The 23,254-nt window shown below is 46.6% G+C and carries 21 protein-coding genes; 10 read left to right on the top strand and 11 right to left on the bottom strand.

Annotated elements, in window-relative coordinates:
* Nucleotides 1-118: 118 nt before the first annotated feature.
* Nucleotides 119-541 carry an Lrp/AsnC family transcriptional regulator gene (locus OC23_RS12740; protein ID WP_038345242.1) on the top strand — a complete coding sequence of 141 codons (423 nt, stop codon included), beginning with the start codon at nt 119-121 and terminating at the stop codon, nt 539-541.
* An 82-nt stretch (nt 542-623) separates the two neighbouring features.
* Here the strand turns inward: OC23_RS12740 and OC23_RS12735 are convergent, their stop codons facing one another.
* Both OC23_RS12735 and OC23_RS12730 read right to left on the bottom strand, forming a co-directional pair.
* Nucleotides 624-2,324: an NAD-dependent malic enzyme gene (locus OC23_RS12735; RefSeq protein ID WP_038345241.1), complete on the bottom strand. Its 1,701-nt coding sequence runs from the start codon at nt 2,322-2,324 to the stop codon at nt 624-626.
* Nucleotides 2,325-2,705: 381 nt separating this feature from the next.
* On the bottom strand, nt 2,706-3,551 hold the full coding sequence (locus OC23_RS12730; protein ID WP_038345240.1) for an SDR family NAD(P)-dependent oxidoreductase: 846 nt from the start codon (nt 3,549-3,551) through the stop codon (nt 2,706-2,708).
* A gap of 603 nt (nt 3,552-4,154) precedes the next feature.
* Between OC23_RS12730 and OC23_RS12725 the strand changes: the two genes are divergently transcribed.
* Both OC23_RS12725 and OC23_RS12720 read left to right on the top strand, forming a co-directional pair.
* Nucleotides 4,155-6,326 (top strand): TonB-dependent siderophore receptor, encoded by a 2,172-nt coding sequence (locus OC23_RS12725; RefSeq protein ID WP_038345239.1) that lies wholly within the window; start codon nt 4,155-4,157, stop codon nt 6,324-6,326.
* Nucleotides 6,327-6,372: 46 nt separating this feature from the next.
* The gene (locus OC23_RS12720) at nt 6,373-7,062 is read left to right on the top strand and encodes a hypothetical protein (protein WP_038345606.1); all 690 of its coding nucleotides are present in this window, start codon (nt 6,373-6,375) and stop codon (nt 7,060-7,062) included.
* Between the two features lie 101 nt (nt 7,063-7,163).
* Here OC23_RS12720 and OC23_RS19185 read toward each other — a convergent pair whose 3' ends face one another.
* The 7 genes from OC23_RS19185 to OC23_RS12690 form a co-directional block, all read right to left on the bottom strand.
* On the bottom strand, nt 7,164-7,274 hold the full coding sequence (locus OC23_RS19185; RefSeq protein ID WP_161792291.1) for a hypothetical protein: 111 nt from the start codon (nt 7,272-7,274) through the stop codon (nt 7,164-7,166).
* Nucleotides 7,275-7,488: 214 nt separating this feature from the next.
* Nucleotides 7,489-9,957 (bottom strand): acyl-CoA dehydrogenase, encoded by a 2,469-nt coding sequence (locus tag OC23_RS12715; RefSeq protein ID WP_038345238.1) that lies wholly within the window; start codon nt 9,955-9,957, stop codon nt 7,489-7,491.
* 369 nt (nt 9,958-10,326) lie between these two features.
* Nucleotides 10,327-10,662, bottom strand: a complete 336-nt coding sequence (locus OC23_RS12710) for a DUF3325 domain-containing protein (protein WP_038345237.1) — start codon at nt 10,660-10,662, stop codon at nt 10,327-10,329.
* Nucleotides 10,659-12,356, bottom strand: a complete 1,698-nt coding sequence (locus OC23_RS12705; protein WP_038345236.1) for a PepSY-associated TM helix domain-containing protein — start codon at nt 12,354-12,356, stop codon at nt 10,659-10,661. Before OC23_RS12705 ends, OC23_RS12710 begins: the two co-directional genes overlap by 4 nt.
* A gap of 4 nt (nt 12,357-12,360) precedes the next feature.
* On the bottom strand, nt 12,361-12,708 hold the full coding sequence (locus OC23_RS12700) for a hypothetical protein (protein WP_038345235.1): 348 nt from the start codon (nt 12,706-12,708) through the stop codon (nt 12,361-12,363).
* A 398-nt stretch (nt 12,709-13,106) separates the two neighbouring features.
* A complete protein-coding gene (locus OC23_RS19310) occupies nt 13,107-13,271 on the bottom strand; it encodes a hypothetical protein (protein WP_171194791.1) in 165 nt (54 codons plus the stop codon).
* Between the two features lie 88 nt (nt 13,272-13,359).
* Nucleotides 13,360-14,049, bottom strand: a complete 690-nt coding sequence (locus OC23_RS12690; protein ID WP_038345232.1) for a FadR/GntR family transcriptional regulator — start codon at nt 14,047-14,049, stop codon at nt 13,360-13,362.
* Between the two features lie 97 nt (nt 14,050-14,146).
* Here OC23_RS12690 and OC23_RS12685 point away from each other — a divergent pair, with 97 nt between their 5' ends.
* Nucleotides 14,147-15,046: an ATP-binding protein gene (locus tag OC23_RS12685; RefSeq protein ID WP_038345231.1), complete on the top strand. Its 900-nt coding sequence runs from the start codon at nt 14,147-14,149 to the stop codon at nt 15,044-15,046.
* A 53-nt stretch (nt 15,047-15,099) separates the two neighbouring features.
* Here OC23_RS12685 and OC23_RS12680 read toward each other — a convergent pair whose 3' ends face one another.
* Entirely contained in the window at nt 15,100-16,365 is a 1,266-nt protein-coding gene (locus OC23_RS12680; protein WP_038345230.1) for an OprD family outer membrane porin, read from the bottom strand.
* Nucleotides 16,366-16,644: 279 nt separating this feature from the next.
* Nucleotides 16,645-17,562 (bottom strand): cis,cis-muconate-binding transcription regulator CatM, encoded by a 918-nt coding sequence (catM, locus tag OC23_RS12675; protein WP_038345229.1) that lies wholly within the window; start codon nt 17,560-17,562, stop codon nt 16,645-16,647.
* A 104-nt stretch (nt 17,563-17,666) separates the two neighbouring features.
* On the opposite strand from catM, the gene OC23_RS12670 reads away from it, so the two are divergent.
* The 6 genes from OC23_RS12670 to pcaF all read left to right on the top strand — a co-directional run bounded on the left by OC23_RS12670 (nt 17,667) and on the right by pcaF (nt 23,252).
* Nucleotides 17,667-18,776 carry a muconate/chloromuconate family cycloisomerase gene (locus OC23_RS12670; RefSeq protein ID WP_038345228.1) on the top strand — a complete coding sequence of 370 codons (1,110 nt, stop codon included), beginning with the start codon at nt 17,667-17,669 and terminating at the stop codon, nt 18,774-18,776.
* A gap of 14 nt (nt 18,777-18,790) precedes the next feature.
* On the top strand, nt 18,791-19,084 hold the full coding sequence (gene catC, locus OC23_RS12665; protein WP_038345226.1) for a muconolactone Delta-isomerase: 294 nt from the start codon (nt 18,791-18,793) through the stop codon (nt 19,082-19,084).
* A 106-nt stretch (nt 19,085-19,190) separates the two neighbouring features.
* On the top strand, nt 19,191-20,111 hold the full coding sequence (gene catA, locus OC23_RS12660) for a catechol 1,2-dioxygenase (RefSeq protein ID WP_038345225.1): 921 nt from the start codon (nt 19,191-19,193) through the stop codon (nt 20,109-20,111).
* Between the two features lie 121 nt (nt 20,112-20,232).
* Nucleotides 20,233-20,922, top strand: coding sequence for a 3-oxoacid CoA-transferase subunit A (locus OC23_RS12655; RefSeq protein ID WP_038345223.1), 690 nt, complete (start codon nt 20,233-20,235; stop codon nt 20,920-20,922).
* A complete protein-coding gene (locus OC23_RS12650) occupies nt 20,919-21,572 on the top strand; it encodes a 3-oxoacid CoA-transferase subunit B (RefSeq protein WP_038345140.1) in 654 nt (217 codons plus the stop codon). Before OC23_RS12655 ends, OC23_RS12650 begins: the two co-directional genes overlap by 4 nt.
* A 471-nt stretch (nt 21,573-22,043) precedes the next feature.
* A complete protein-coding gene (pcaF, locus tag OC23_RS12645) occupies nt 22,044-23,252 on the top strand; it encodes a 3-oxoadipyl-CoA thiolase (RefSeq protein WP_038345222.1) in 1,209 nt (402 codons plus the stop codon).
* The last annotated feature ends 2 nt before the right edge of the window (nt 23,253-23,254 follow it).

The following is a 23,254-nucleotide window of genomic DNA, read 5'->3' as shown; positions in this document are numbered from 1 at the left end:
TAAAAATGTTTGGGGTGTTGTATAGTCATTATTATTAAGAATCAAATTGATTCACAAAATTTGTTATAGTAACTAAAATGAATTATTTTTTATCAAATTGCCAATAGTAAGTATCAAAATGAACAATATCGACCATATTATATTAGGATTACTCAAAGATAACGCACGGATGTCAATTACCGATCTGGCGGCCAGAACCCGGGTATCGCGTGCAACCGTGCAAAAGCGAATCGAGTATATGGAATCGACTGGCGTGATCACCGGTTATACCGTGCGTTTTCGCCCCAATGCAGAGAAAAACATTATCCGGGCCTGGATGAATATTATGGTTGAAGGAACACGCGCACAGGCGGTCATCCGGGAATTACGCCTCGAATCTGCGGTAGAGCGTCTGCATACCACCAATGGCAAGTGGGATATTCTGGTTGAGTTGCAATCTGACAGTCTGGAAAACTTTGATAAGGCGCTTGAGCGAATCCGAAATATTTCAGGCATTTATAACAGTGAAACCAGTATCTTACTGTCGACCTATAAAACTTGATCTGACCAGAACTTAAAGCTTAAAGACATAAATAAGGGCGCATAATCACATGATCATGCGCCCTCCAAAAATCACTGATGGCTTAAGCCGTGACGCGGCGGTAACTGCGATATTCCGGAGTCCAGAAATTATCATCAATCACCGTTTTCAACAGATCATTGCTCATCGGCACTGCCAGACCATCTGCCATCGCGGCTTTTGCCACTTTAAAGGCAATAAACTTGGACACCTGCTGAATATCATTAATATTCGGCAATAAATCCGCTGCCGGATTTTTCAGGCGTGGCGAACAATCTGCCAATGCGGTACTTGCAGCCATCAGCATTGCATCACTGATATGGGTTGCACCACAGGCAATGACACCCAGACCAATGCCCGGGAAAATATACGAGTTATTACATTGCGCAATGCTATAGGCCTTGCCCTGATAATAAACCGGTGCAAACGGACTGCCTGTGGCAACAATCGCCGCCCCATCGGTCCATTCGATAATATCTTTAGGTTGTGCTTCCACTTGTGAAGTCGGGTTCGACAGTGGCAGGACAATCGGATGCTTATAATATTTCGCCAGCGTCTTGATGACCTCCTCGCTGAATAGGCCAGCCTGTCCAGACACCCCGATCAGGATACTTGGTTTGGCATTTTTCACCACATCCAGTAAACCGACGTATTCACCCGTATAATCCCAGTCACTGATTGCATTCACCGGGGTTGCCAGTTTTTGCTGGAAATCGAGCAAGTTTGGCTGTTGATCGGTCATGAGACCGAAACGGTCTACCATAAAGATGCGAGAACGTGCCTCATGGTCACTCAGGCCTTCATCCATCATCTGGCGGACGATCTGCTCTGCAATGCCACAACCGGCCGAACCCGCACCCACAAAGGTAATGGTCTGGTCTTTCAACTGCTTGCCTTGTGAACGGGAAGCCGCGATCAGGGTCGCTGCCGTTACGGCTGCCGTTCCCTGAATATCGTCATTGAAACAGCAGATCTTGTCGCGGTACCGGGTCAGTAACGGCATGGCATTCATCTGGGCAAAATCTTCAAACTGGATCAGGACATCCGGCCAGCGCTGACGCACCGCAGTAATGATCTGCTCAACAAACTGGTAGTATTCCTCGCCACGGATACGCGGCTGTTTCCAGCCCATATAGATCGGGTCGTTGAGCAAGGCTTCATTGTTGGTGCCGACATCAATGGTAATCGGTAAGGTATAGGCAGGACTGATTCCGCCACAGGCGGTATACAGAGACAGTTTCCCGATCGGAATCCCCATACCGCCAATGCCCTGATCGCCTAGACCGAGGATACGTTCACCATCTGTAATCACGATCACCTTGACGTTTTTCTTATTCACATTATGAATAATCTGGTCAATATACTTACGTTCCGGATAAGAAATGAAGATACCCCGGTGACGGCGGTAGATATCAGAAAAACGCTGGCAGGCTTCCCCGACCGTCGGGGTATAGATGATCGGCAGCATTTCGTCCAGATGCTGACTCAATAAACGATAGAACAGGGTTTCATTGGTATCCTGGATATTTCTTAAATAAATATGCTTGTTCAGGTCACTGTCAAATGAAAGGTACTGTTGGTAAGAGCGTTGGGTCTGCTCTTCGATGTTCTCAATGTTGTATGGGACGAGACCATGTAAATTAAAATTTTCTCTTTCTTCTTCAGAGAAAGCAGAGCCTTTATTTAACAGCGGAAGTTCTAAAAGAGCATTCCCAGCATAAGGAATATATAAAGGTTTTTTGATTTTACTCGGGTTCGCAGGCATACCTTACTCTTGAGATTATCCGTCAAATATATAAAATTTTGTTGCTGAAATTCTTCTGCAAAAAGAATTTTGGCGAAGTGCATAATTTACACCAATCAGTCCCCGAAACCGAATAATCTGACTGTATGTAAAGTGATTCAACATTTAGGAAATAAATAGTACTCACGAATAATGCACATTTGTAGTCCAATTATGGCGATATTTTGTAGTTTTTTATGCATATGACGTAAATGATATAGATCAACACCTAAACCATAGGCGCACTTGCGATGTGTTGCAGCGTCCTTTCTACGATTTTAAGGGTGTGCGGCAAGCGCTATATGAAGAAAACCGGTTGAGCTAATCAAGGCACAACCGGTTTTCTTGATTCCCGATATAGCGTCAAGCGCGCTTTTTCTTCTTGGATTTCTTGCTAAAGAAACTCAATGCATGTGAATAATGGCTCGGCGTAATCCGCTGGATCAGGTCAATGATTTTGGCATCGTTTCCGATCAGGATACGGGCCTTATCGGCTTTAACTGCCTCAAGAATGATTTTGGCTGCGTCTTCAGGTGGGGTTTTCAATACCTTGTTAAACGCCTGACTGGCCTTGGCAGGATTCATTCCCAGAGCCCGGATGCTGTCACTCATACGCGCACTATTGGCAATATTGGTGCGGATTCCGCCCGGATGCACGCAGGTTGAGCTGACTCCGTTGTTCTGGAGTTTGAGTTCCTGACGTAATGACTCGGTAAAGCCACGAACCGCAAATTTAGTTGCATTATAGGCACTTTGGGTCGGTTGAGCCGTCAAGCCAAACAGGCTGGAAATATTGACGATATGTCCTTCACCACTTTGTTTGAGATAAGGCAGGAACTCCTTGGTGCCATAGACCACACCCCAGAAATTGATCTTTAAGATCCAGTCCAGTTCCTCATAATCCATCCCTTCCACCGTGCTGGCCAGCGCCACGCCTGCATTATTAAAAATCAGGTTGATCTTGCCATGCGCGTTAAAACTGTCTTGCGCCCAGTCACGTACTGCCTGCTGGTCCGAAACATCCAGTCGGGTCAAGGTGACCTTGACCGGGTACTGCGCTAATAGTTGTCCGGTTTCAGCCAGTCCCTGTTCATTCAGATCGCTTAACGCCAGACTGGCACCTTGCTGGGCCAGCAAAAGGGCTAGCTGCCGGCCAATGCCTGAGCCAGCACCGGTAATTGCGGCAACTTTTTGATTAAAATTTTTCATGTCATGATTCTATATAATGTTGATAAGAATGTACTGCATTGTGCCTGAAAATCCTATCAAGGCCTGCTCTATGCGGATACCGCCTCTGTAGATAAACCGGCATCAGATCATTCGCGTAACCTTGGCTTGCTCTACCGCAACAGGGCAGGTCGACATAACCGGCTTGAGCTCAAATAGCTCAATTGCATGTTCAATGAACTGCCCGGATTTACGGCCTCAGCAGCATTGCAGATCATTTTCTTGCAGCTTTAAGCCTAGCCGACCGACCGTTATGCATAAAATGATTTGTTTAAATATCAAGATATGAATTTCCTTCATTATGCTGTATAAACTTTATTTTTTATTTAAATTTCAAACCCTTATTGTCATTTTAATACAGATTGACAGACGACGATCAATAATCAGATCGCATTTAGAAAAATACTGAAACATTATCAAAGAGTTAATTTTTTTAATCATTTTCTTAGGCCCAACTTCTTGTAAATGATTCCTATTTAAATATACTGAGCACGCTTTTATCGTGCTATGGCCCCAACTGTCAGCAGATTAAAAGTCGCTTCTCCCCTATCTCTACCCGATTTTCGGTATCGCCCAGGTATTCCTATGTCTGCATTCTCTCCGCGTAAAAATCTCATCACGATTGAAATTTTAAAATATAGCGGTTCATTGCTCCTGTCCTGTATCCCTGTGCTGAGCTGGGCAGAAACAACCCCACCAGAAATGACCCAGCTCGATACCATCAAAGTACAGGCTGAATCCAGCTCGGGCTATATCGGAACACAAACAGCATCGACCTTAAGAGGCAATCAAAAAAACCTGCAAAGTCCGCAAACGGTCAATGTGGTTTCCCAGCAATATGTCAAAGATTATATGCCTGCAAATCTGGACAATGCCCTGACTCAAGTCAGTGGCATTACCCAAGGCAACACCTTGGGCGGTACTCAGGATACGGTAATGAAACGGGGCTTTGGTGATAACCGTGATGGGTCAATTACCGTAAATGGCATGCCGATTGTACAAGGTCGTACCATGAATGCGGCAGTTGCACAGATTGAAGTGTTAAAAGGCCCGGCCTCCCTACTTTACGGGATTATGGACCCAGGCGGCGTGGTCAATGTAGTAACTAAAAAACCTGAAACGACGCAAAAAACTGAATTTTCAGTTTATGGTTCAAGCTTTGCGGCCGGTAAAAATGGTGTAGGTGCAAGCCTGGATAGCACGGGCGCAATCAATGACAGTCATTTTGCCTATCGTTTTATTGTCGATCATTCTGATGCAGACTATTGGCGTAATTTTGGCAACCTGAAACAGACTTTAATTGCGCCGTCGGTGGCATGGGATAATAGCCAGACCAAAGTCAACCTCAGCTACCAGTACCGCCATTTTGATGTGCCTTTTGATCGTTCCACCGTTTTTGACCTGAAAACCAACAAGGCTTTGCCAATCTCAAAATACCAGCGTCTGGATGAAGCCTTTAACCAGATGAAAGGTGAAGATCATCTGGCACAATTGCTGGTAGATCATCAAATTAATGACACTTGGTCAGCTCATTTCGGCTATACCTACAACTACGAAACCTATGATGCCAACCAGTTACGCATCACCTCGTTAGATACCAAGAATCATACGGTGAAACGTCGTACCGATGCGACCTTAAATGCACAAAGCATCGATAGTAATGCCCAAGCCTATCTCGATGGCTCGGTTAACCTGCTCGGTTTAAAGCATGATATTCAGATCGGCTCAGACATTGAATACCGTAAATATTTTCGCCCAGATATGGTTCGTGGCAATACCTCAACCCTGGACTATTTAAATCCGGATTTTGGTGCGGTGGAAGCATCGCGTAATATCGTTGCCTCTGATAGTGATCAAACCGATAAATTGCATACCTATGGGTTTTATCTGCAAGATGCGATTCACTTAAATGAAAAATGGATTGCCGTGCTCGGCGGTCGTTATTTACATTATCAGCAAACAGCTGGGCGTGGCAGACCGTTTAAGGAAAATACCAATACCAATGATGATGCCTGGCTGCCGCATGCAGGCCTGGTCTATCAATGGAATGAGCAGCTTTCATTGTATGGCAGCTATACCGAATCACTCAAACCGAACTCCTCGATTGCGCCTTTAGGGGGTAATGCTGTGATTGACTCGGATGTGCAACCGGAACAGGCCAAATCTTATGAAGTTGGGGCAAAATATGAGTTTAATGACCGTATTAAGGCCAACTTTGCGCTGTATGATATTAAAAAGCGTAATGTGCTTGCCAAAATCACCAACCCATCAAGCAAAGAAGTAGAACTACACACCACAGGTGCAGTCCGTTCCAAAGGCGTTGAACTCGACCTCACAGGCCGTCTAACCGATCAACTCGACACCACCCTGACCTATGCCTATACCGATGCCAAAGTCACTGAAGATGAAACCGGTCTGCAAGGTAACCGCTTAAATAATGTGGCACGAGACACCGCGTCTCTGGCATTGGCTTATAACTATGGCGAACTCTACAATGGTCATTTACGTTTGGGCTTGAGCGGTAATTATGTCGGTAAACGTGCCGGTAACTCAGAAAATACCTTTGATCTACCTGAATATGCACTGGCCAATGCCTTTATCAGCTATGACACCACCATTGCCAAACTGCCAGTGAACTTCCAGTTTAATTTAAATAATATCTTTGATAAAACCTACTATACAGCCAGTGTCAATAATCTGGCCGTATCTCAAGGTGAGTCGCGCCAAGCGTTATTGCGTGCCACCTTTAAATTCTAATGATGCAATCAAGGCAGTGAGTTATTCACTGCCTTTCGGGATCAAGATGAAAACATTTCTTTCTGTCATTATGTTGCTTGGCCTGCTGTTAAGCTCTGCTGCGTATGCCCAGCCCCGAATTGCCCTGATTTCCCAGTTACATGGTGCATCTGCGGCTACGGATCTCGCCATCCAGAAATACTTGCAAAGCAAAGGCTATCAGGTCGATATACTGGACCAGTCGGTTTCTCCCGACAGCTTAAACCATCCTGATCTGGTCATCCTGTCATCAACGGTTGCATCCAAAAATTTAAAACCAGGCTGGCGTCAACTTCCGGTGCCCCTCATGACTTGGGAAAATGATTATCTTGATGATCTGGCCATGACCGGTAAACGGATAAATACCGATTTTGGCGAAGTCGAGAAAGAACGTTATCTGTGGCTGGTCAATGCACCACATCCGCTGTCGGCCCGCCTGCCAGCCGGTACACAAAATGTTTATAAAGCACAGGCCCCGATGAGCTGGGGCAAACCGGGACTGGGCGCGACCATTATTGCAACCATTTACGGGCAACCTGAAAAAGTGGCGATCTGGGGCTATGAACAAGGTGCGACCATGGATTATGAAACGCTGGCACCAGCCAAACGGCTGATGTTCTTCCTCAATAACGAGACTTTTGGCAATCTTTCAGAAGCAGGGCTAAAACTGTTCGATGCTTCGGTACAGTGGTTATTGATGCCGTCAATTCGGCCATAAACTTGCCCCTTTATCGGGCCATTGACTTCAGCCATTCAGTAGAAGAAACAGCAAATGCCATGACGTTGCAGCATAAACTGCTGTACATGGCATAATCTGTTTTATAAAAGATATTCCCAGATGACATAACCGATGCCAAAACCGAGAAAGGCATACAGTGTAATAATAAAGAACACAAAACTGGCATTATTCTTTTTTCTCAAAAAACTCATGATGTCACCTTTGGCTTTGATCAACTCATACTGTTATAGTGCAGGAAGGTACAGAACAAAAAAAGACACAGAGTTTTCGAAAAAAAATATAACAGATCGGGATAAAAATTTAGAACTGTTATGAAAAAACAGCCCTGAATATATTTAAAGGAGGCGTCATCACCTCATCTTTTATATATTCAGGCCTGCTTCAAGCTGTGCTGATACAATTCAGTCATAAGCTGCGAAGATGGGGATTTTCCAACGGCAGGTCATCGACTAGATGCTCATCAAAAATATCGGTCAGCATACTGTCATAACGTTTGGCATTATATTGCAACAATACATCGGCCTCAGAAGGGCTGATAAAACCGGTTTCAACCGCATTGGCCACCCGCTCCTCAAAGCTTAAGCCTGTAAACTGGTCTTTGGATTCGGCTTTTTTAAACTTGTCCCAGAGTGGTTGCATTCCCAGCAACATCTGAAAGGTCGATTCCATTCTCCCCATCACATCCTCTGCGGCGGTGGTGTAATAGACATGCTTTTTCAGGTCTTCGCGGAAAGCATGTTCCTGCAACATCAGTTGTGCGACCTCCTGCTTTAACTGGTCAGACGGCGGTGCAAGCGGGCGGCCAAATGGGAAACAGATCCGTTTCACCAGCTGGGCAGCAAATTGAGCCGGAAAATTATCATAAAGACCGAAAAATGCTTCTTGCACCTGGTATAAGGCTTTATTGAGGGCCAGTTCAGCATGCTTCTGTTCGGCTTCGGTTCTTTGACCATGCGCATAATATTTCAGAATCGCCGTTGCAATGAATAAGTAGGCATGAATATCGGCCAGACGCCCGGACAGCATTTCCTTGCGTTTCAAATCCCCGGCCAGAATCCCGAGTGCCATATCTGCCGTGAATGCAAAGTCCGTACTCATCCGGTTGATCATCCGGTAATAAGGTGCCGAGAAATCATCGGCATGTTTCGACCTTGCACCTGAGCCACCAGTGATACCATACGCCACTGCTTTGGCTGCACGGTTAAAGGTATAGGCCAGATGCTTCAGCAACAACGGGGTGAACTGTTTAATGGCAGCAGCTTTGTCTTCCGACTGTAACAGTTGCAGCTCTTCAAACAGGTAAGGATGGCAACGCATCGAACCTTGCCCGAAAATCATTAACGAACGGGTCAGAATATTGGCTCCTTCCACGGTAATTGCAACCGGAATGGACTGATAGGTTAGCGCCAGAAAGTTGCGGGGACCAAGCTGGATGGCCCGCCCCCCGACAATATCCATGCCGTGATTGACCACTTTACGCATGGTTTCGGTCGCATAGTATTTGGCCATCGCAGTCATTACTGCGGGGGTTCCACCTTGGTTCAGGCCGCAGGTCACCAGATAACGGAATGATTCCAGCATATAGGCATCACTGGCAATATCGCTGGTCGCCTCCTGTACCCCTTCAAAATGTCCGACCGAGATTTTAAATTGCTGTCGGACACTGGCAAATGCCCCGACCAGCAGATAGCTCATTTCTCCTGCTGCAGTTGCTAAAGCCGGCAAGGAAATACCACGGCCAACTCCCAGACATTCCATGAGCATGCGCCAGCCCTTACCGGCATTGTCTTTTCCGCCAATAATCCAGTCCAGAGGAATAAAGACATCCTTTCCTTCAACCGTTCCATTCATGAACGGCGCTCCCGGGTTATGGCGTGGCCCAACCTTAATGCCATCATGATCGGCAGGAATCAAGGCACAGGTAATACCATATTCAACGCGGGTTTTGTCTCCCAATAATCCCTCGGGGTCATATAACTTAAATGCCAGCCCTATTACGGTTGCAATAGGTGCAAGGGTAATCCAGCGCTTGGAGAAATTCATGCTTAAGCCGAGTACTTGCTGTCCGTTATAGGTGCCATAACAGACGACGCCAGTATCCGGTATGGCTCCGGCATCTGAACCGGCCTCCGGACTGGTCAGGCCAAAACAGGGAACTTCCGTACCGTTGGCCAGACCGGGCAAATAGCGTTGTTTTTGCTCATCAGTTCCATAATGCAACAGCAGCTCGCCCGGGCCAAGCGAATTGGGCACCATACAGCTAACCGCCGCCGTCAAGGAACGGGAAGCAATTTTGCTCATGATCCGGCTTTGGGCAAAGGCCGAAAACTCCCTGCCACCATAAGACTTGGGGATAATCAGGCCAAGGAAGCCCTTATCTTTAATAAACTGCCAGACCTCAGCCGGCAAGTCCTTGTCCTGATGATGGATTTTCCATTCATCCAGCATTGAACAAAGCTGTTCAACCTCCTGATGCAGGAAAGAATGTTCTTCACCAGACAGCTCCGGAAAAGGGTAATCATCAAACTTTTGCCAGTCAGGCGCTCCCATAAATAATTCTTTTTCCCACCAGCTGGTCCCTGCGTCCAGGGCTTCACGCTCGGTTGTACTCATACTGGGCATGGCACCAGACAAAAGGTTAAATGCAGGGCGCCCAATACATGCTTCGCGCAAGGCAGGAACCAGTAGCATCAGGCTGCCAGCCATGATGGGTAGGCCCAGCAACAGACTCCACGGCGTAATAAAAGCAGCACAGAGAATCGCGGCCACAATTGCCACCATACTGCCGGTACTGCGGTTTAATTCAAAATAAAATATGGCCCATAACACAACCAACTGGACCAGCAAGGCAAGCAATATCAATACGACAGTCATGTTTACTCCTTTAGCTCAGATCAGCCAGAAGCAGAAATGGGCAATATCAGGTGAATTTATAATTGAGATGGTTTTTTAATTAGATGCTTATTTTTTATTCTACTGATCGAATCGTTATTTGCTGGATTAACTACTAAAATTTACATAAATTCATCGAGATGACACTAAACACAGGCGCGACTGAACTTCACGGAATGCACCGGTTCAGCCCGGAAATGCCGTTTAAAATCGGGTCTCTCATGGCTGCGGTATAGTTCAAATGGCTTTCATTTCTGATGGCCACCGTTCATCGGGCTGCTTTTTTCAATCTCCTGTCCACGGCTAGCAGGGCTGGTGTTGCTGCCGGAGCTGTCCATTTAACCGCAATGCTCATCTCCAGCCGATGAAGACAAACAGCCCCAGTAACATCGCCACCAGTGCATTGGCATGAAAGATTTTTCGGGGCCGATAGCTCAACACTAAAGCGACCGCCATGGCAGCAAAGCTGATACATCCTAACCAGATAGAGCCACCAAGCGAAGGCCCTTTCCAGCACATTGCCAGCATGACAGAAAACAGCAAGATGCCCCACCCTGCACACTGGAACAGTTGCGTGTGCCGGGCACAGACCTGCATGGTAAAAATATCGCGTTGATGCTTGTTCATGGCACAGGCAAGGCTTGAGAGGCCCATCACAGCCAGACACCACAATATCCATGCTGTCATTCTGCCTGCTCCTGTACAGATCGTGTTTTGGCTTGCCGTTTATGTTTAAGCGTTACGCCCTGATAACGCTTTAACTTGTAATAAGCATAGATAAAAATCAGGCCCAGTAGCATGCAGACCAGATCAAAACTGGCAATCATCCACTGTCCATGATAGAGACTCATCCACAGTACCTGCCCTCCGGTTAAGCCATTTAGAACCGGAATCAACAGGAGCATCACAGCGGCCAGGGCCAGTTGTTCCAACCATGCCGAGCGATGCGGTCGAATAGCGGCATGCAGCAGGCACATGAACCAGACCACGAAGAAGGTGTTTATTTCGAGTGCAGAACGTTCTACGACCTGAGCCGGAATAATACGATTGGCAAAGAAATATGCTGCACAGGCAACCGGCAGGCCCGTAATCGCTGTAATATTCAGAACCTCAACCACACGATGGCCAAAAGGCTTATAACCGAGCTTTTGTTGTTCCGGGGTACGTTTTACCCCCCATAAAATCAGGCCAGAAGCCACCATCATGGTGCCCAGCACTCCCGATAAAAATAACAGCCAGCGCAAAACCGGATCTAGCCCGCGTGCCATATGTAACCAGGTGAGCAAGGTATAAATAGCCTTTGATACCGAGTTGACAGGCTTGGCTTCATCAATGGGCTGCCCGGTCACTGCATTAAATTTTAACGAAGGAATACTGTCACGATCCAGCAATGTCGTGGTACGGGTCGCATGGAATTGTACATCTGCATCGGCCGTGTTGGGTTTGTTGACACGTACCGATGCAATCGGGTTATCTCCCCAGTCTTGCTGAACCTGCCGGCTTAACAACAGCAGGTTCATCATCGGTACCGGGGCAGGCGCTGGTGCAGCTTGTTCAGCTTCACGGCGGCCAGCCTCACGCTTACCACGTGCTTGCTCGACTGCTTGTTTCTGCTTTTGTTCAGCCAATAAGCGTGCCTGTTCAGGCGTTTGTGCCACAGGTTCATTCAAGATCTGGTAAAAATTTCGGGCATTGCCATAATGGGTATTCATCGCCCAAGGCATAAACAGATGCATCAGCAGCAGCAAGCCACTCAGGGTAATCATGATATGAAAAGGCAAGGCAAACACAGCCGTTGCATTATGGGCATCCAGCCATGAACGCTGGCCTTTGGCAGGACGGAAAGTAAAGAAATCCTTGAAAATTTTTTTATGGGTAATTATGCCGCTGATAATGGCAACAAACATGAACAAGGTGGCTATCCCCACCATCCAGCGTCCCCAGATGCGTGGCATGCCATAGAGCTCGAAATGAAAACGATAGAGAAAACCGCCACCCCGCGTTTCTCTGGCTTTAATCTCCTGCCCTGTATCGGCATCCAGATAAATTTCACCACCCCGGCGTCTTGTCTCACCCGGCTGGCGGATATTCAGCATGATGACCGGCTGTCTTTCATTGGCAAGACGGATATTCCAGCTTTCTGCAGCCTGACCTTTCTGGCTCAGGTAACGAAGTGCATGCTCCAGTTGCTGGTGGTGCGAAGACGTATTTACCGACTGATGGAGTTCCGGTTTCATCCACAATGTAATTTCATTCTGGAAAAAACTGAGCGTACCGGTGAGAAAAACAGCATAGAGCAGCCAGCCCAGCAACAGGCTTGTCCAGGTATGTAGCCAGGACATGGACTGGCGCGGACCTTCATGTTTACCATCTACACGCATGTGCCTATCCTTTTAAAAACCAGTACATGATGGTCATCAGAATGCTTGGCAGGATGACACCCAGCCATACTTTCAAGGTTGAGTTGACCATGAAAATCCAGATAAACAGAATGCAATGAACCACAAAAGCCAGCATGGTTGCACCAAAGACCGCATTGGCTCTGGAGGGCTCAGACGAACATAAAAACCCCACCAGCATGGCGGCAATGGCAGCAAAGTAATAGCCCCCAAAAATTGCCAGCACAAAGCGTGAAAAAATCATCAGGCGGTATTTCAGCAATGAGGAAGACTTGGCCTGCTTTTTCGTGATCTTTCTGGCTTTATCCAGCCTCATAGATGCATCAATAGTCATAAAAAATAATACCCAGCCAAGTAACGATCAGCACACGCGATCGTCAAGGTTACAGGAATGATCAGGACAATCTTCAGGGCAGTATCCGTACCGCCATGCCGGATTGGGTAAGGACAGGATGGATGATGTGATCAACAGGCCAGCCCGGTATAAGTCGTCCGGTTCATGTGGCCGTGTTTGCCCACCATTGGTTTTTTCGAGCCTAAAAATGCAATAATTCAAAACCCCACCCCGATCAAGCTTAATTCAAGCTTAAAAAATCAAGGCATAATAATCAAAATCAAAAAAAATAACAATAATAATGAGAATTACTATCATTTTATAAATGAGACAATCTCCCGGAAGACAAAAAGTTATTGTTCTTTTGCTCGGGTACATCATGCCTGTCAAGCGGGAGATTATTGAGGTTCGGGCAGCCCGATACCCGTATCTGTTTCGGTGAGTTCTACAATTTCGCAGTGTAATAGCAGATGTCTGGAAGGAAAATAAAACTGATAGGCCAAGGCATAGCTGTTAAAACGTGCCAGCCGCTTCGATTCGGTAGACCAAAAATAGGCGGTCATCCCCCCTTCCTGGCGCCTGTTTAAAAAATACAGTGTGCCCCGGTGCCGGGAGATGATCATAAATTCTTGCATAGCGGTATCCATCAGTTTAATAGATCGCAGCATCAGTTGCCTTGACTGCTGCCAATAACGGATTCAGCATGGCTTGAGCGATTTCGGCTGCCCGGGTTTCTGCCTGGGCTGTTATGGCAGCCACCAGCTCTGCATGGATATCCTGATCCGGATCAGGCAAATGCTGATTGGTTACCAGCTCCAAGGTATAGGGATAGCTTGAATTCAGGAAATATTCATAGGTGGCATACAAGGCCTGGTTATGGGTAGCTTTTGCAATGGCCAGATGCAGTTTCTTGTCACCCAGCATAAACTGGGCCGTATCGCTAGCATCAAGCTCTGCTCTGGCCTGCAAGCTGGCCTGAATATCTAGCATATCGGCTGTTTCACGGTTTCGCGCAGCCAGTTTTGCAATTTCAATTTCCAGTACACACCTGACTTCCAGATGATCATATAAATCGGACTGCTGGATCGAATGAATGATACGGGAAAAGTCATGTCTGCTCCGGACAAAGGTTCCAAGCCCTTGCTTGACCTCTAAAATGCCCAGATATTCCAATATCTTAATGGCTTCCCGAATGGTATTACGGCCTACCCCCAGAGCTTGCACCAGCTCAGGTTCAGTCGGGATCTTGTCATTTACTTTCCAAAGCTCGGTCTGGATATTATGACGGACGACTGCAATCACTTCATCGACAAGCGATTTTTTCTGGATAAGTTCGGCCATTAAAATTTCTGCTAGCACTTATAAACATCCAATGATACTATCATCCTATGTTTAAATTTTCAAATGGACGCCCATTCCTTTTCTCCAGGTAAAACTTATGGAATTAAATCAAACCCTTTCCAGTCTGATCAGCGAAATTCAAAAACTTACTCAGGCGATTGAAAAGGTCGCCAATTATCAGGACATCTCGCTCGAGGTGCTGGACCAGGCCATTGCGTTTCGCTGGGAAAGAGAAAACAATAAAGGAAACCTGATCGCCATTCGTAAGCCCCAGCTGATCTCGTTTGACAGTCTGTGCAATATTGACCAGCAGCTTGCAAAAGTAAAACTGAATACCGAAGCTTTTGCCAAAGGGCTATTGGCCAATAATGTGCTGATGACCGGATCGCGCGGCACCGGAAAGTCCTCAATCGTTAAGGCCTGTTTAAATGAATATCACCATCTTGGTTTGCGGGTGATTGAACTGGAAAAAAAGTATCTTGAGGATTTACCCAAAATCATCAACCTGCTCAATGACCGTGACGAGCGTTATATTATCTTCTGTGATGATCTGGCCTTTGAAGCAGGTGATAGCAGTTATGCCACCCTGAAAACCGTTTTAGATGGATCACTGGCGACCAGTTCCAGCAATACCCTGATTTATGCCACTTCAAACCGCAAACACATGGTGGCCGAATACAATAAAGACAATACCGAAATCAACCAGAGTGACAATGGTGAATTACGTCCGGGTGATAGTCTGGAGCAAAAGATTTCTCTGGCTGACCGGTTTGGCCTGCAAGTCAATTTCTATGGCTTTAGCCAGCCAGAATACCTGAAAACCGTGCAGTTCTGGTTAAATCAATATCAATGGCAACAGCAGGAAGACTGGGATCATATCCAGTTAAAAGCGATTCAGTATGCGACCCAGCAAGGTAACCGTTCTGGTCGAATTGCCAATCAATTTGCAAAAATGGTGGTGGGTCAGGAAATGTTGAACACACAACAGCACATCTGACCCATCATTGCTGGCCCCCGCCTGAGCCTGATCGCTCAGGTGGGCGGGTGCCATTAGAACGTATGGGTGTAGGTGGTCATGATCCGGTTTTCAACAAAATCTGTTCCAGGATTGTTGCCTGCACCATATTTAATATCAGCACGAATATGGCGCCATTCAAAGCCGAGCCCCTTGAGTTTTCCTTCGGGGATGCTGTAATTGAGAATGACATTTTTCTCGGTTTCTTTATTGTCCTTAAAACCTTTCCGATAAATCTCGCTACCATTGAGATAACGTAAAGTGAGTTTTAATCCGGGGATACCCTGCTCTTTAAAGTCATAACTATATAAAACATGCCAGGTCAACTCTTTAGCCTTATAAAAGGCCAACGCAGACCAGCTCTGTAAATAGGCTTGGGGCACATAACCGTTTAACAAGGGAATATTGTCCTCGCCCATCTGCTTCTGGATACCGGTCAAAATGGTATGCGCGCCATTCTGGACACTGGCTTGCAGCCCAACCGACTGGCTATCAATATCACCAAAATAGGCATCGCCATCTTGTTTATAGTTAAAATAGCGGGCATCCACTTTTAACTTGCTGTTTTTAACCTGCTCTGTATAGGCAGCATTGACATAATGTTGTTGGTAAATATCTTCAAGCTGGCCAAACCAGTAAGCCCCGGATAAGTTCGGCGTGAAATTATAGTCCAGACCTAGAAAATTGAGTCCATCACTTCTTTTCGCTGGATCTGTCGAGTTACCTAAGGTGAATTTGCGATACTCGTCATCATCGCGGGCATTGATGTGGGTAAAACGCCCTGCCGAGACGGTTAAATTCTTGATCTCTTTGCTTTGCAGCATGGCGCCGGCATAGGTGGTGACCAGTTGTCGTGAGTCATCGATAAATAAAACAGGTGTTTTTGGAAAAAGCTCCCCTACTTTCAGTTCGGTATTGTGATATTTAAGTTTGAGTGTTGCACCCGATTTTAAGTAATCACGTTCCTGTCGTCGTTCATGCTGATCATATTTAAATACCGTATCCAGGCGTTCATCATAACGGTCATTTAAACGCAGCGCATATTGAAAGCCTACATCCAGACCGACCTGTATCGGTGTATCGGTATAGCCGGATTCAAAGCGGCCAGTCATTGCCTGAGACCAGCTCCCCAAGTCTTGATTGGTACCTTCAAAATCCCGCTCTATATAGAAATTACGTAAATAGATACTGTTTTGACTGTCTTGGAAAAAGCCGGCAAAGGCAACATCACTACTGAAACAGCCCAAAAGCGTATAAAGTGCCAAGCGCCGTGTTTTATACAGCGTGTTCGGTTTTAACATGGGAAATCCTTTCCTGAATGTTTGAAATTCTTATTCATTTACGGTTTGAACAAATACCGCACTCGCCATCTCGACCATATTTTTGTCAATTTTAAAAACTAAATAATTTCAGTTAGATATATTTGGTCAAAATATGCATCAGGCTTAATTATTTTAATTATTAATGTAATTTTCCATAGATATTGAAGTATATTGTCATACCTTTTAAGTGCAGGGTTCGGCCCATACCCAAAGCGACCAGGCAGGCCACTTCAGCATAGCAGGCGCCTCCTTCGGAGCCTAATCCCCATCAGGCAGTACCGGAATCCCTTCTTCTTCAAATACTTGTTTAATACACTCCAGAATCTGCGGCAGATACGGACTCTGATCCATATTGCGTACCGCCAGTGAAATCGGGGTATAAGCCTCCAGATCCAGAATCGGAATATAGACCAGATTTTTCATGCCAATGTCACTGGCACTTTCCGGAACCAGACAAATTCCCTCACCGGATGACACCAGCCCAAGGGCCATGTGAATTTCCCGCACTTCGAGCATCTGCTTGGGTACCAGCCCCAGATCGGTAAACAGCGACTGGATCAGGGTAGAAAAATTTGGTTTTTGTGTAGCGGGATACGAAAAAATCGGTTCATCAATAAGCTGGGACAAATAAATACCCTGTTCAGCAAAACGGGTTAAATGATGATGCTTATGCACCGCTAGCTTCAGCCTTTCTTTACGTAACAAGATCCGTTTGATGGCAGGATCACTAATCCTGAGGCGTCCAAAGCCCAGATCAATTTTACCGAGCTTCAAGGCCTCAATCTGGTCTTTGGTGCCATGCTCAATCAGCTCGACCTGAATATCAGGATGGTTTTGGCGAAATAAATAGATGACCTGAGGTAATAGCGCATACAGTAAGGAACTGACATAACCGATACGCACGATCTTGTTTACTGTACTAATCCGTTTTGCCATAGAGGCGGCCTGAGCGGTATGCATCAGAATCTGCACCGCATGCTGATAAAAGAACTGCCCTGCCTCAGTAGTTCGTACCGGGCGGGAGCCACGTTCAAATAACAAAATGCCCAGTTCTTCTTCCAGTTTTTGAATCTGGCGGCTCAAAGGTGGCTGCGCAATACATAACTTTTCTGCCGCTTTGGTGATGCTCTGTTCCTCGACCACCGTCACGAAATAACGAAGATGCCTTAATTCCATTTAATATACCTTTTAAGTATCTAAAAATACCATATTTAGCCTATTTATAAATATTACATTAATTTAAGGTATATAAATAGGTAAAGATGTCAGAAACATAAAAGATGTATAAATCTATAGAAAGCTTGCTTGTCGAGATTCCAACCATTCGCCCACATAAAATGGCGGTTGCAACCATGCAGACCCAGACTCTGGTACTGGTAAAAATCACCACAGCAGATGGTTTGACGGGTTGGGGAGAAGCTACAACCATTGGAGGCCTGGGTTATGGCGAAGAAAGTCCTGAAAGTATAAAAGCCAATATTGAGCATTACTTTTCGCCATTGTTAAAAAATCAGGCACGCTCTAATGTGGCTCAAACCTTGCAAATGATCCAGCAACATATCAATGGCAACCGTTTTGCCAAATGCGCCGTACAAACAGCCTTGCTGGACATTCAGGCACAACGTCTGGGTATACCCGTCAGTGAGTTATTGGGAGGACGCTTACGTAATAGCCTGCCCGTACTCTGGGTACTTGCTTCAGGGGATACCGACAAAGATATTGCCGAAGCCAGAAAAATGATTGAACTAAAACGCCATAATGTGTTCAAGCTAAAAATCGGTTCACGTCCGCTTGAACAGGATGTGGAACATGTGCTGGCCATTAAAAAGGCGCTAGGTCCGGAGATTTCAATCCGTGTCGATGTCAATCGTGCCTGGTCTGAGCTCAAGGCGATTAAAGGCATTCAAATGCTTCAGGATGGCGGTGTTGATCTGATTGAACAGCCTTGTGCGATTCATCATCTTGAAGCCATGCAACGCCTTACCCGCAGGTTTGATATTGCCATTATGGCAGATGAATCTTTAACAGGCCCTCAAAGTGCTTATCAACTGGCAAAAGCCCATGCAGCCTCTGTGTTTGCCGTCAAGATTGCCCAATCTGGCGGGCTGATCGAAGCCTGTGAGGTCGCAAAAATTGCTCATCTGGCAGGGATCGACCTGTATGGCGGCACCATGCTGGAAGGCCCGGTAGGCACTATTGCTTCTGCACATGCGTTCTCGACTTTTAATGATCTGGCAGCAGGCACAGAACTGTTTGGCCCGCTGTTGCTGACAGAACAGATTCTAAAGTCACCACTTCAATATGACAATTTCGCACTCCAGATTCCAACAGGTCCGGGCCTCGGCATTGAACTGGATGAAGACAAAATCGATAACCTGCGTCGTCAATAATTCAAGGAGTTGACATGCTTTTCCAAGTACGAATGGATGTAAACATCCCGCTGGACATGCCAGCTGAACAAGCCAGTCAAATTAAAGCTACGGAAAAGGCTTATTCACAAGATTTACAACGTCAGGGCAAATGGCGTCATATCTGGCGCATTACTGGCCAATACGCCAACATCAGTATCTTTGATGTAGAGAGTAATGAGGAATTACACAATATTTTGCAGGGTCTGCCTTTATATCCCTACATGAAGATCGAAGTGACTGCATTAAACCGTCACCCTTCTGCCATTCGTGAAGATGACAGCGAATAGGTTTTAACAGCCTGCATACAGCAAAATTGAAACAAGGAAAGTGGCGAGCTATAAAGACAGCAAGACCGCAAGCCACCCAAAATAATCATACGTCAGGAGAATATGTATGAACCGTCAGGAAATTGATGCTCTGGTCAAAAAAATGAATGTGGATACCGCGACAGGTGACGTCAATCCACGTGTACAACAGATTGTAGTTCGCCTGCTGGGTGATCTTTTTCAGGCGATTGAAGATCTGGACATCACGCAAAGTGAGCTATGGAAAGGACTTGAATATTTTACCGATGCAGGTCAGGCCAATGAACTGGGCTTATTGGCAGCAGGTCTGGGTCTTGAACATTATCTGGATTTGCGTGCCGATGAAGCCGATGCCAAAGCAGGCATTACCGGGGGGACACCAAGAACCATTGAAGGACCACTCTATGTGGCAGGTGCGCCTGAATCTGTCGGTTTTGCCCGTATGGATGATGGCTCTGAATCAGACAAAGTCGATACCTTATTTATTGAAGGAACCGTGACTGATTCTGAAGGCAATATTATCGAAGGCGCTAAAGTCGAAATCTGGCATGCTAATAGCCTGGGTAACTATTCATTCTTTGATAAGTCACAATCAGACTTTAACTTGCGCCGCACCATTTTGTCTGATGCCAATGGGCACTATGTCGCACAAACCACGATGCCCGTAGGCTACGGCTGCCCACCAGAAGGCACCACACAAGCGTTATTAAATCAGTTAGGCCGGCATGGTAACCGCCCTTCTCATGTGCACTATTTTGTGTCTGCACCGGGTTACCGCAAGTTAACCACACAGTTCAATATCGAAGGCGATCAATACCTGTGGGATGACTTCGCATTTGCAACACGTGAAGGCCTCATCGCAACTGCGGTAGACGTAATTGATGAAGCCGAAATTGCCCGTCGTGGTGTGAATAAACCATTCAAACACATTACCTTTAATGTGGAACTGGTGAAGGAACATGCTGACGCACCAAGTACCGAAGTTGACCGTCGTCGCGTGGGTGCTTAATTCTCTAAAAAATGACTGTGAGCTATGGATTAGCTCACGGTTTTTAAATTTCTATGCATATCCGTTTATAGCGAAACCGGCATGTATAGACATTTAAAAACATGGATAAAAGGTTGGCCTTATGATTGATAAAAGTACGCTCTCATTGACCGGGGCACTGGCACAGATCAAGGATGGCGCAACCATCATGATCGGCGGCTTTGGCACCGCAGGACAACCCGCTGAACTGATTGATGGACTGATCGGGCTGGGGGTCAAGGATCTGGTGATCGTCAATAATAATGCAGGCAATGGCGATTACGGTCTGGCCAAACTGCTCAAAACCGGAGCAGTTCGTAAAATCATCTGTTCCTTCCCGCGTCAGTCCGATTCATGGGTGTTCGATGAACTGTACCGTGCCGGCAAGATCGAACTGGAACTGGTGCCGCAAGGCAATCTGGCTTGCCGTATTCAGGCTGCAGGCATGGGCCTGGGTGCCGTATTTACCCCAACTGGCTTTGGTACTCTGTTGGCTGAAGGCAAAGAAGTCCGTCATATCGATGGCAAAGACTATGTACTGGAATATCCGATCAAGGCCGATTTTGCCCTGATCAAAGCACACAAAGGCGATCGCTGGGGCAATCTGGTCTATAACAAATCTGCCCGTAACTTCGGCCCGATCATGGCGATGGCTGCAGAGGTCACCATTGCCCAGGTGGCGCAAGTGGTTGAACTGGGGCAGCTTGATCCTGAACATATCATTACCCCGGGGATTTTTGTCCAGCATGTCGTAGCGGTAGAGACTGCAACAGGTACAGGAGCATCAGCATGAGCTATCAAAAACTAAGCCGTGACCAGATCGCTGAACGTGTGGCACAAGATATTCCCGATGGAGCCTATGTCAATTTAGGCATTGGTCTGCCTACCAAGATTTCAAACTATCTTCCAGCCGATAAAGATGTATTCCTGCATTCGGAAAATGGCTTGCTGGCATTCGGGCCACCGCCTGCCAAAGGTGAAGAAGACCCTGAACTGATCAATGCAGGTAAGGAATATGTGACCATGCTGACCGGTGGCAGCTTTTTTCATCATGGTGATTCCTTTGCCATGATGCGTGGCGGGCATCTGGATATTGCGGTACTCGGTGCCTTTCAGGTGGCAGCCAATGGCGATCTGGCCAACTGGCATACCGGAGCCGCGGATGCGATCCCTGCGGTGGGCGGGGCAATGGACCTTGCGGTCGGTGCCAAGAAAGTATTTATCACCACTGATCACACTACCAAGCAAGGTGAACCGAAGATTGTTGAAGCACTGACTTATCCAGCTACCGGCTTAAAGTGTGTTGACCGTATTTATACCGACCTGTGTGTGATTGATGTGACCCCTGACGGTTTAAAAGTGATTGAGAAAGTGGATGGGCTGAGCTTTGCGGAGTTGCAGGCGTTGACGGGTGCGAAACTGATTGATGCGACGCAAGGATAATGTTTACACAGCCAATAATTACGGGTTAAAGCAAAGGCTTTTTGTATAAGCATTGCCTTACTTTTTAAGGATAAAAAGTAACAAAAATCCTTTGTTAGACTGATGGTATATCCATATACCACAGTCTAACGGGCGGCATCCATGCCGCCGCCGCGAAATGCTTATGGGAAAGCCTCAGATCGAGATTTTCACATAGTCGAATATAAATTGAGAGTTGCTATCGTGATTGGCGACAAGGATGTCGCCCTGTTACTCAGCACAACAAGGAAGTTGTGTCTGAGTAACAAAGGTTTTTGGTCACTTTTTTAAAAAAGTGACAAGAATGAGCTACTGGTATTTGATTTAAGACGATAAGACTCCGTCGTGTTCACTCATAACTGAGTAATGACAACCAACTATCGATAAATGCTCAAAAAGACTTTAACGATATGGCAGTGCTCACAACAGATTTAGAAATGGAAATGTAAGACTATGAAAAACGCTTATATCATCGATGCCATCCGTACCCCATTTGGTCGCTATGCAGGCGGTCTTGCCCCTGTACGTGCTGATGACCTCGGAGCTATTCCAATTCAGGCCCTGATGCAGCGTAACCCGAGTGTCGATTGGCAACAGGTGGATGATGTGATCTATGGCTGTGCCAACCAAGCCGGTGAAGACAACCGTAATGTGGGTCGTATGTCAGCGCTATTGGCAGGTTTGCCGTATCAGGTGCCAGCCACCACAGTAAACCGTTTATGTGGTTCATCACTGGATGCCATTGCCATGGCTGCCCGTGCCATTAAAGCCAATGAAGCCGACCTGATTATTGCCGGCGGTGTCGAAAGCATGAGCCGTGCGCCTTATGTGATGGGTAAATCCGACAGCGCCTTTGGCCGTAGTCAAAAAATTGAAGACACCACCATGGGCTGGCGTTTTATCAATCCAAAGCTCAAAGAAATGTATGGCGTCGACACCATGCCACAAACCGCAGAAAACGTGGCGGAACAGTTCAACATCAACCGTGCCGATCAGGACCAGTTTGCGCTGAACAGCCAACAACGTACTGCAACCGCACAAGCCAAAGGTTTCTTTACTCGTGAAATCATCCCGGTGACGATTCCACAGCGTAAGGGCGATGCTCTTGTGGTGGATCGTGATGAGCATCCACGTGCATCGACCACTTTGGAAGCATTAACCAAACTCAAAGGTGTGGTCAAAGCCGAGGGTACCGTGACCGCAGGTAATGCTTCTGGAATTAATGATGGTGCTGCTGCCTTATTGATTGCTTCGGATCACGCTATAGAAAAATACCAACTCAAGCCACGTGCCAAAATCATTGCAGCCATGACAGTTGGGGTTGAACCACGGATTATGGGCTTTGCGCCAGCACCTGCGATCAAGAAACTGCTGAAACAGGCCAATCTTACATTAGAACAAATGGATGTGATTGAGTTAAATGAAGCTTTTGCGGCACAGGCTTTGGCAGTCACCCGTGATTTGGGTTTGGCAGATGATGATGCACGGGTTAATCCGAATGGCGGTGCAATTGCTTTGGGTCATCCTTTAGGCGCCTCTGGTGCGCGTCTGGTCACCACCGCCTTGAATCAGCTTGAACAGATCAAGGGACAGTATGCCTTATGTTCGATGTGTATTGGTGTCGGTCAAGGGATTGCCTTGATTATTCAACGTGTTGAGTGAGG

Origin of the sequence: Acinetobacter sp. A47 (genome assembly GCF_000805455.1) — a bacterium.
Classification (GTDB): Bacteria; Pseudomonadota; Gammaproteobacteria; order Pseudomonadales; family Moraxellaceae; genus Acinetobacter.
Note: the sequence above shows the minus strand (reverse complement) of the source record. Positions and strands in the feature narration are given on the sequence as shown.

Excerpts from the sequence above, each read along its gene's own strand:
- OC23_RS12740 (WP_038345242.1), top strand. The coding sequence starts at position 119 with ATGAACAATATCGACCATATTATATTAGGATTACTCAAAGATAACGCA.
- OC23_RS12735 (WP_038345241.1), bottom strand. The coding sequence starts at position 2,324 with ATGCCTGCGAACCCGAGTAAAATCAAAAAACCTTTATATATTCCTTAT.
- OC23_RS12730 (WP_038345240.1), bottom strand. The coding sequence starts at position 3,551 with ATGAAAAATTTTAATCAAAAAGTTGCCGCAATTACCGGTGCTGGCTCA.
- OC23_RS12725 (WP_038345239.1), top strand. The coding sequence starts at position 4,155 with ATGTCTGCATTCTCTCCGCGTAAAAATCTCATCACGATTGAAATTTTA.
- OC23_RS12720 (WP_038345606.1), top strand. The coding sequence starts at position 6,373 with ATGAAAACATTTCTTTCTGTCATTATGTTGCTTGGCCTGCTGTTAAGC.
- OC23_RS19185 (WP_161792291.1), bottom strand. The coding sequence starts at position 7,274 with ATGAGTTTTTTGAGAAAAAAGAATAATGCCAGTTTTGTGTTCTTTATT.
- OC23_RS12715 (WP_038345238.1), bottom strand. The coding sequence starts at position 9,957 with ATGACTGTCGTATTGATATTGCTTGCCTTGCTGGTCCAGTTGGTTGTG.
- OC23_RS12710 (WP_038345237.1), bottom strand. The coding sequence starts at position 10,662 with ATGACAGCATGGATATTGTGGTGTCTGGCTGTGATGGGCCTCTCAAGC.
- OC23_RS12705 (WP_038345236.1), bottom strand. The coding sequence starts at position 12,356 with ATGCGTGTAGATGGTAAACATGAAGGTCCGCGCCAGTCCATGTCCTGG.
- OC23_RS12700 (WP_038345235.1), bottom strand. The coding sequence starts at position 12,708 with ATGACTATTGATGCATCTATGAGGCTGGATAAAGCCAGAAAGATCACG.
- OC23_RS19310 (WP_171194791.1), bottom strand. The coding sequence starts at position 13,271 with ATGACCGCCTATTTTTGGTCTACCGAATCGAAGCGGCTGGCACGTTTT.
- OC23_RS12690 (WP_038345232.1), bottom strand. The coding sequence starts at position 14,049 with ATGGCCGAACTTATCCAGAAAAAATCGCTTGTCGATGAAGTGATTGCA.
- OC23_RS12685 (WP_038345231.1), top strand. The coding sequence starts at position 14,147 with ATGGAATTAAATCAAACCCTTTCCAGTCTGATCAGCGAAATTCAAAAA.
- OC23_RS12680 (WP_038345230.1), bottom strand. The coding sequence starts at position 16,365 with ATGTTAAAACCGAACACGCTGTATAAAACACGGCGCTTGGCACTTTAT.
- catM (WP_038345229.1), bottom strand. The coding sequence starts at position 17,562 with ATGGAATTAAGGCATCTTCGTTATTTCGTGACGGTGGTCGAGGAACAG.
- OC23_RS12670 (WP_038345228.1), top strand. The coding sequence starts at position 17,667 with ATGTATAAATCTATAGAAAGCTTGCTTGTCGAGATTCCAACCATTCGC.
- catC (WP_038345226.1), top strand. The coding sequence starts at position 18,791 with ATGCTTTTCCAAGTACGAATGGATGTAAACATCCCGCTGGACATGCCA.
- catA (WP_038345225.1), top strand. The coding sequence starts at position 19,191 with ATGAACCGTCAGGAAATTGATGCTCTGGTCAAAAAAATGAATGTGGAT.
- OC23_RS12655 (WP_038345223.1), top strand. The coding sequence starts at position 20,233 with ATGATTGATAAAAGTACGCTCTCATTGACCGGGGCACTGGCACAGATC.
- OC23_RS12650 (WP_038345140.1), top strand. The coding sequence starts at position 20,919 with ATGAGCTATCAAAAACTAAGCCGTGACCAGATCGCTGAACGTGTGGCA.
- pcaF (WP_038345222.1), top strand. The coding sequence starts at position 22,044 with ATGAAAAACGCTTATATCATCGATGCCATCCGTACCCCATTTGGTCGC.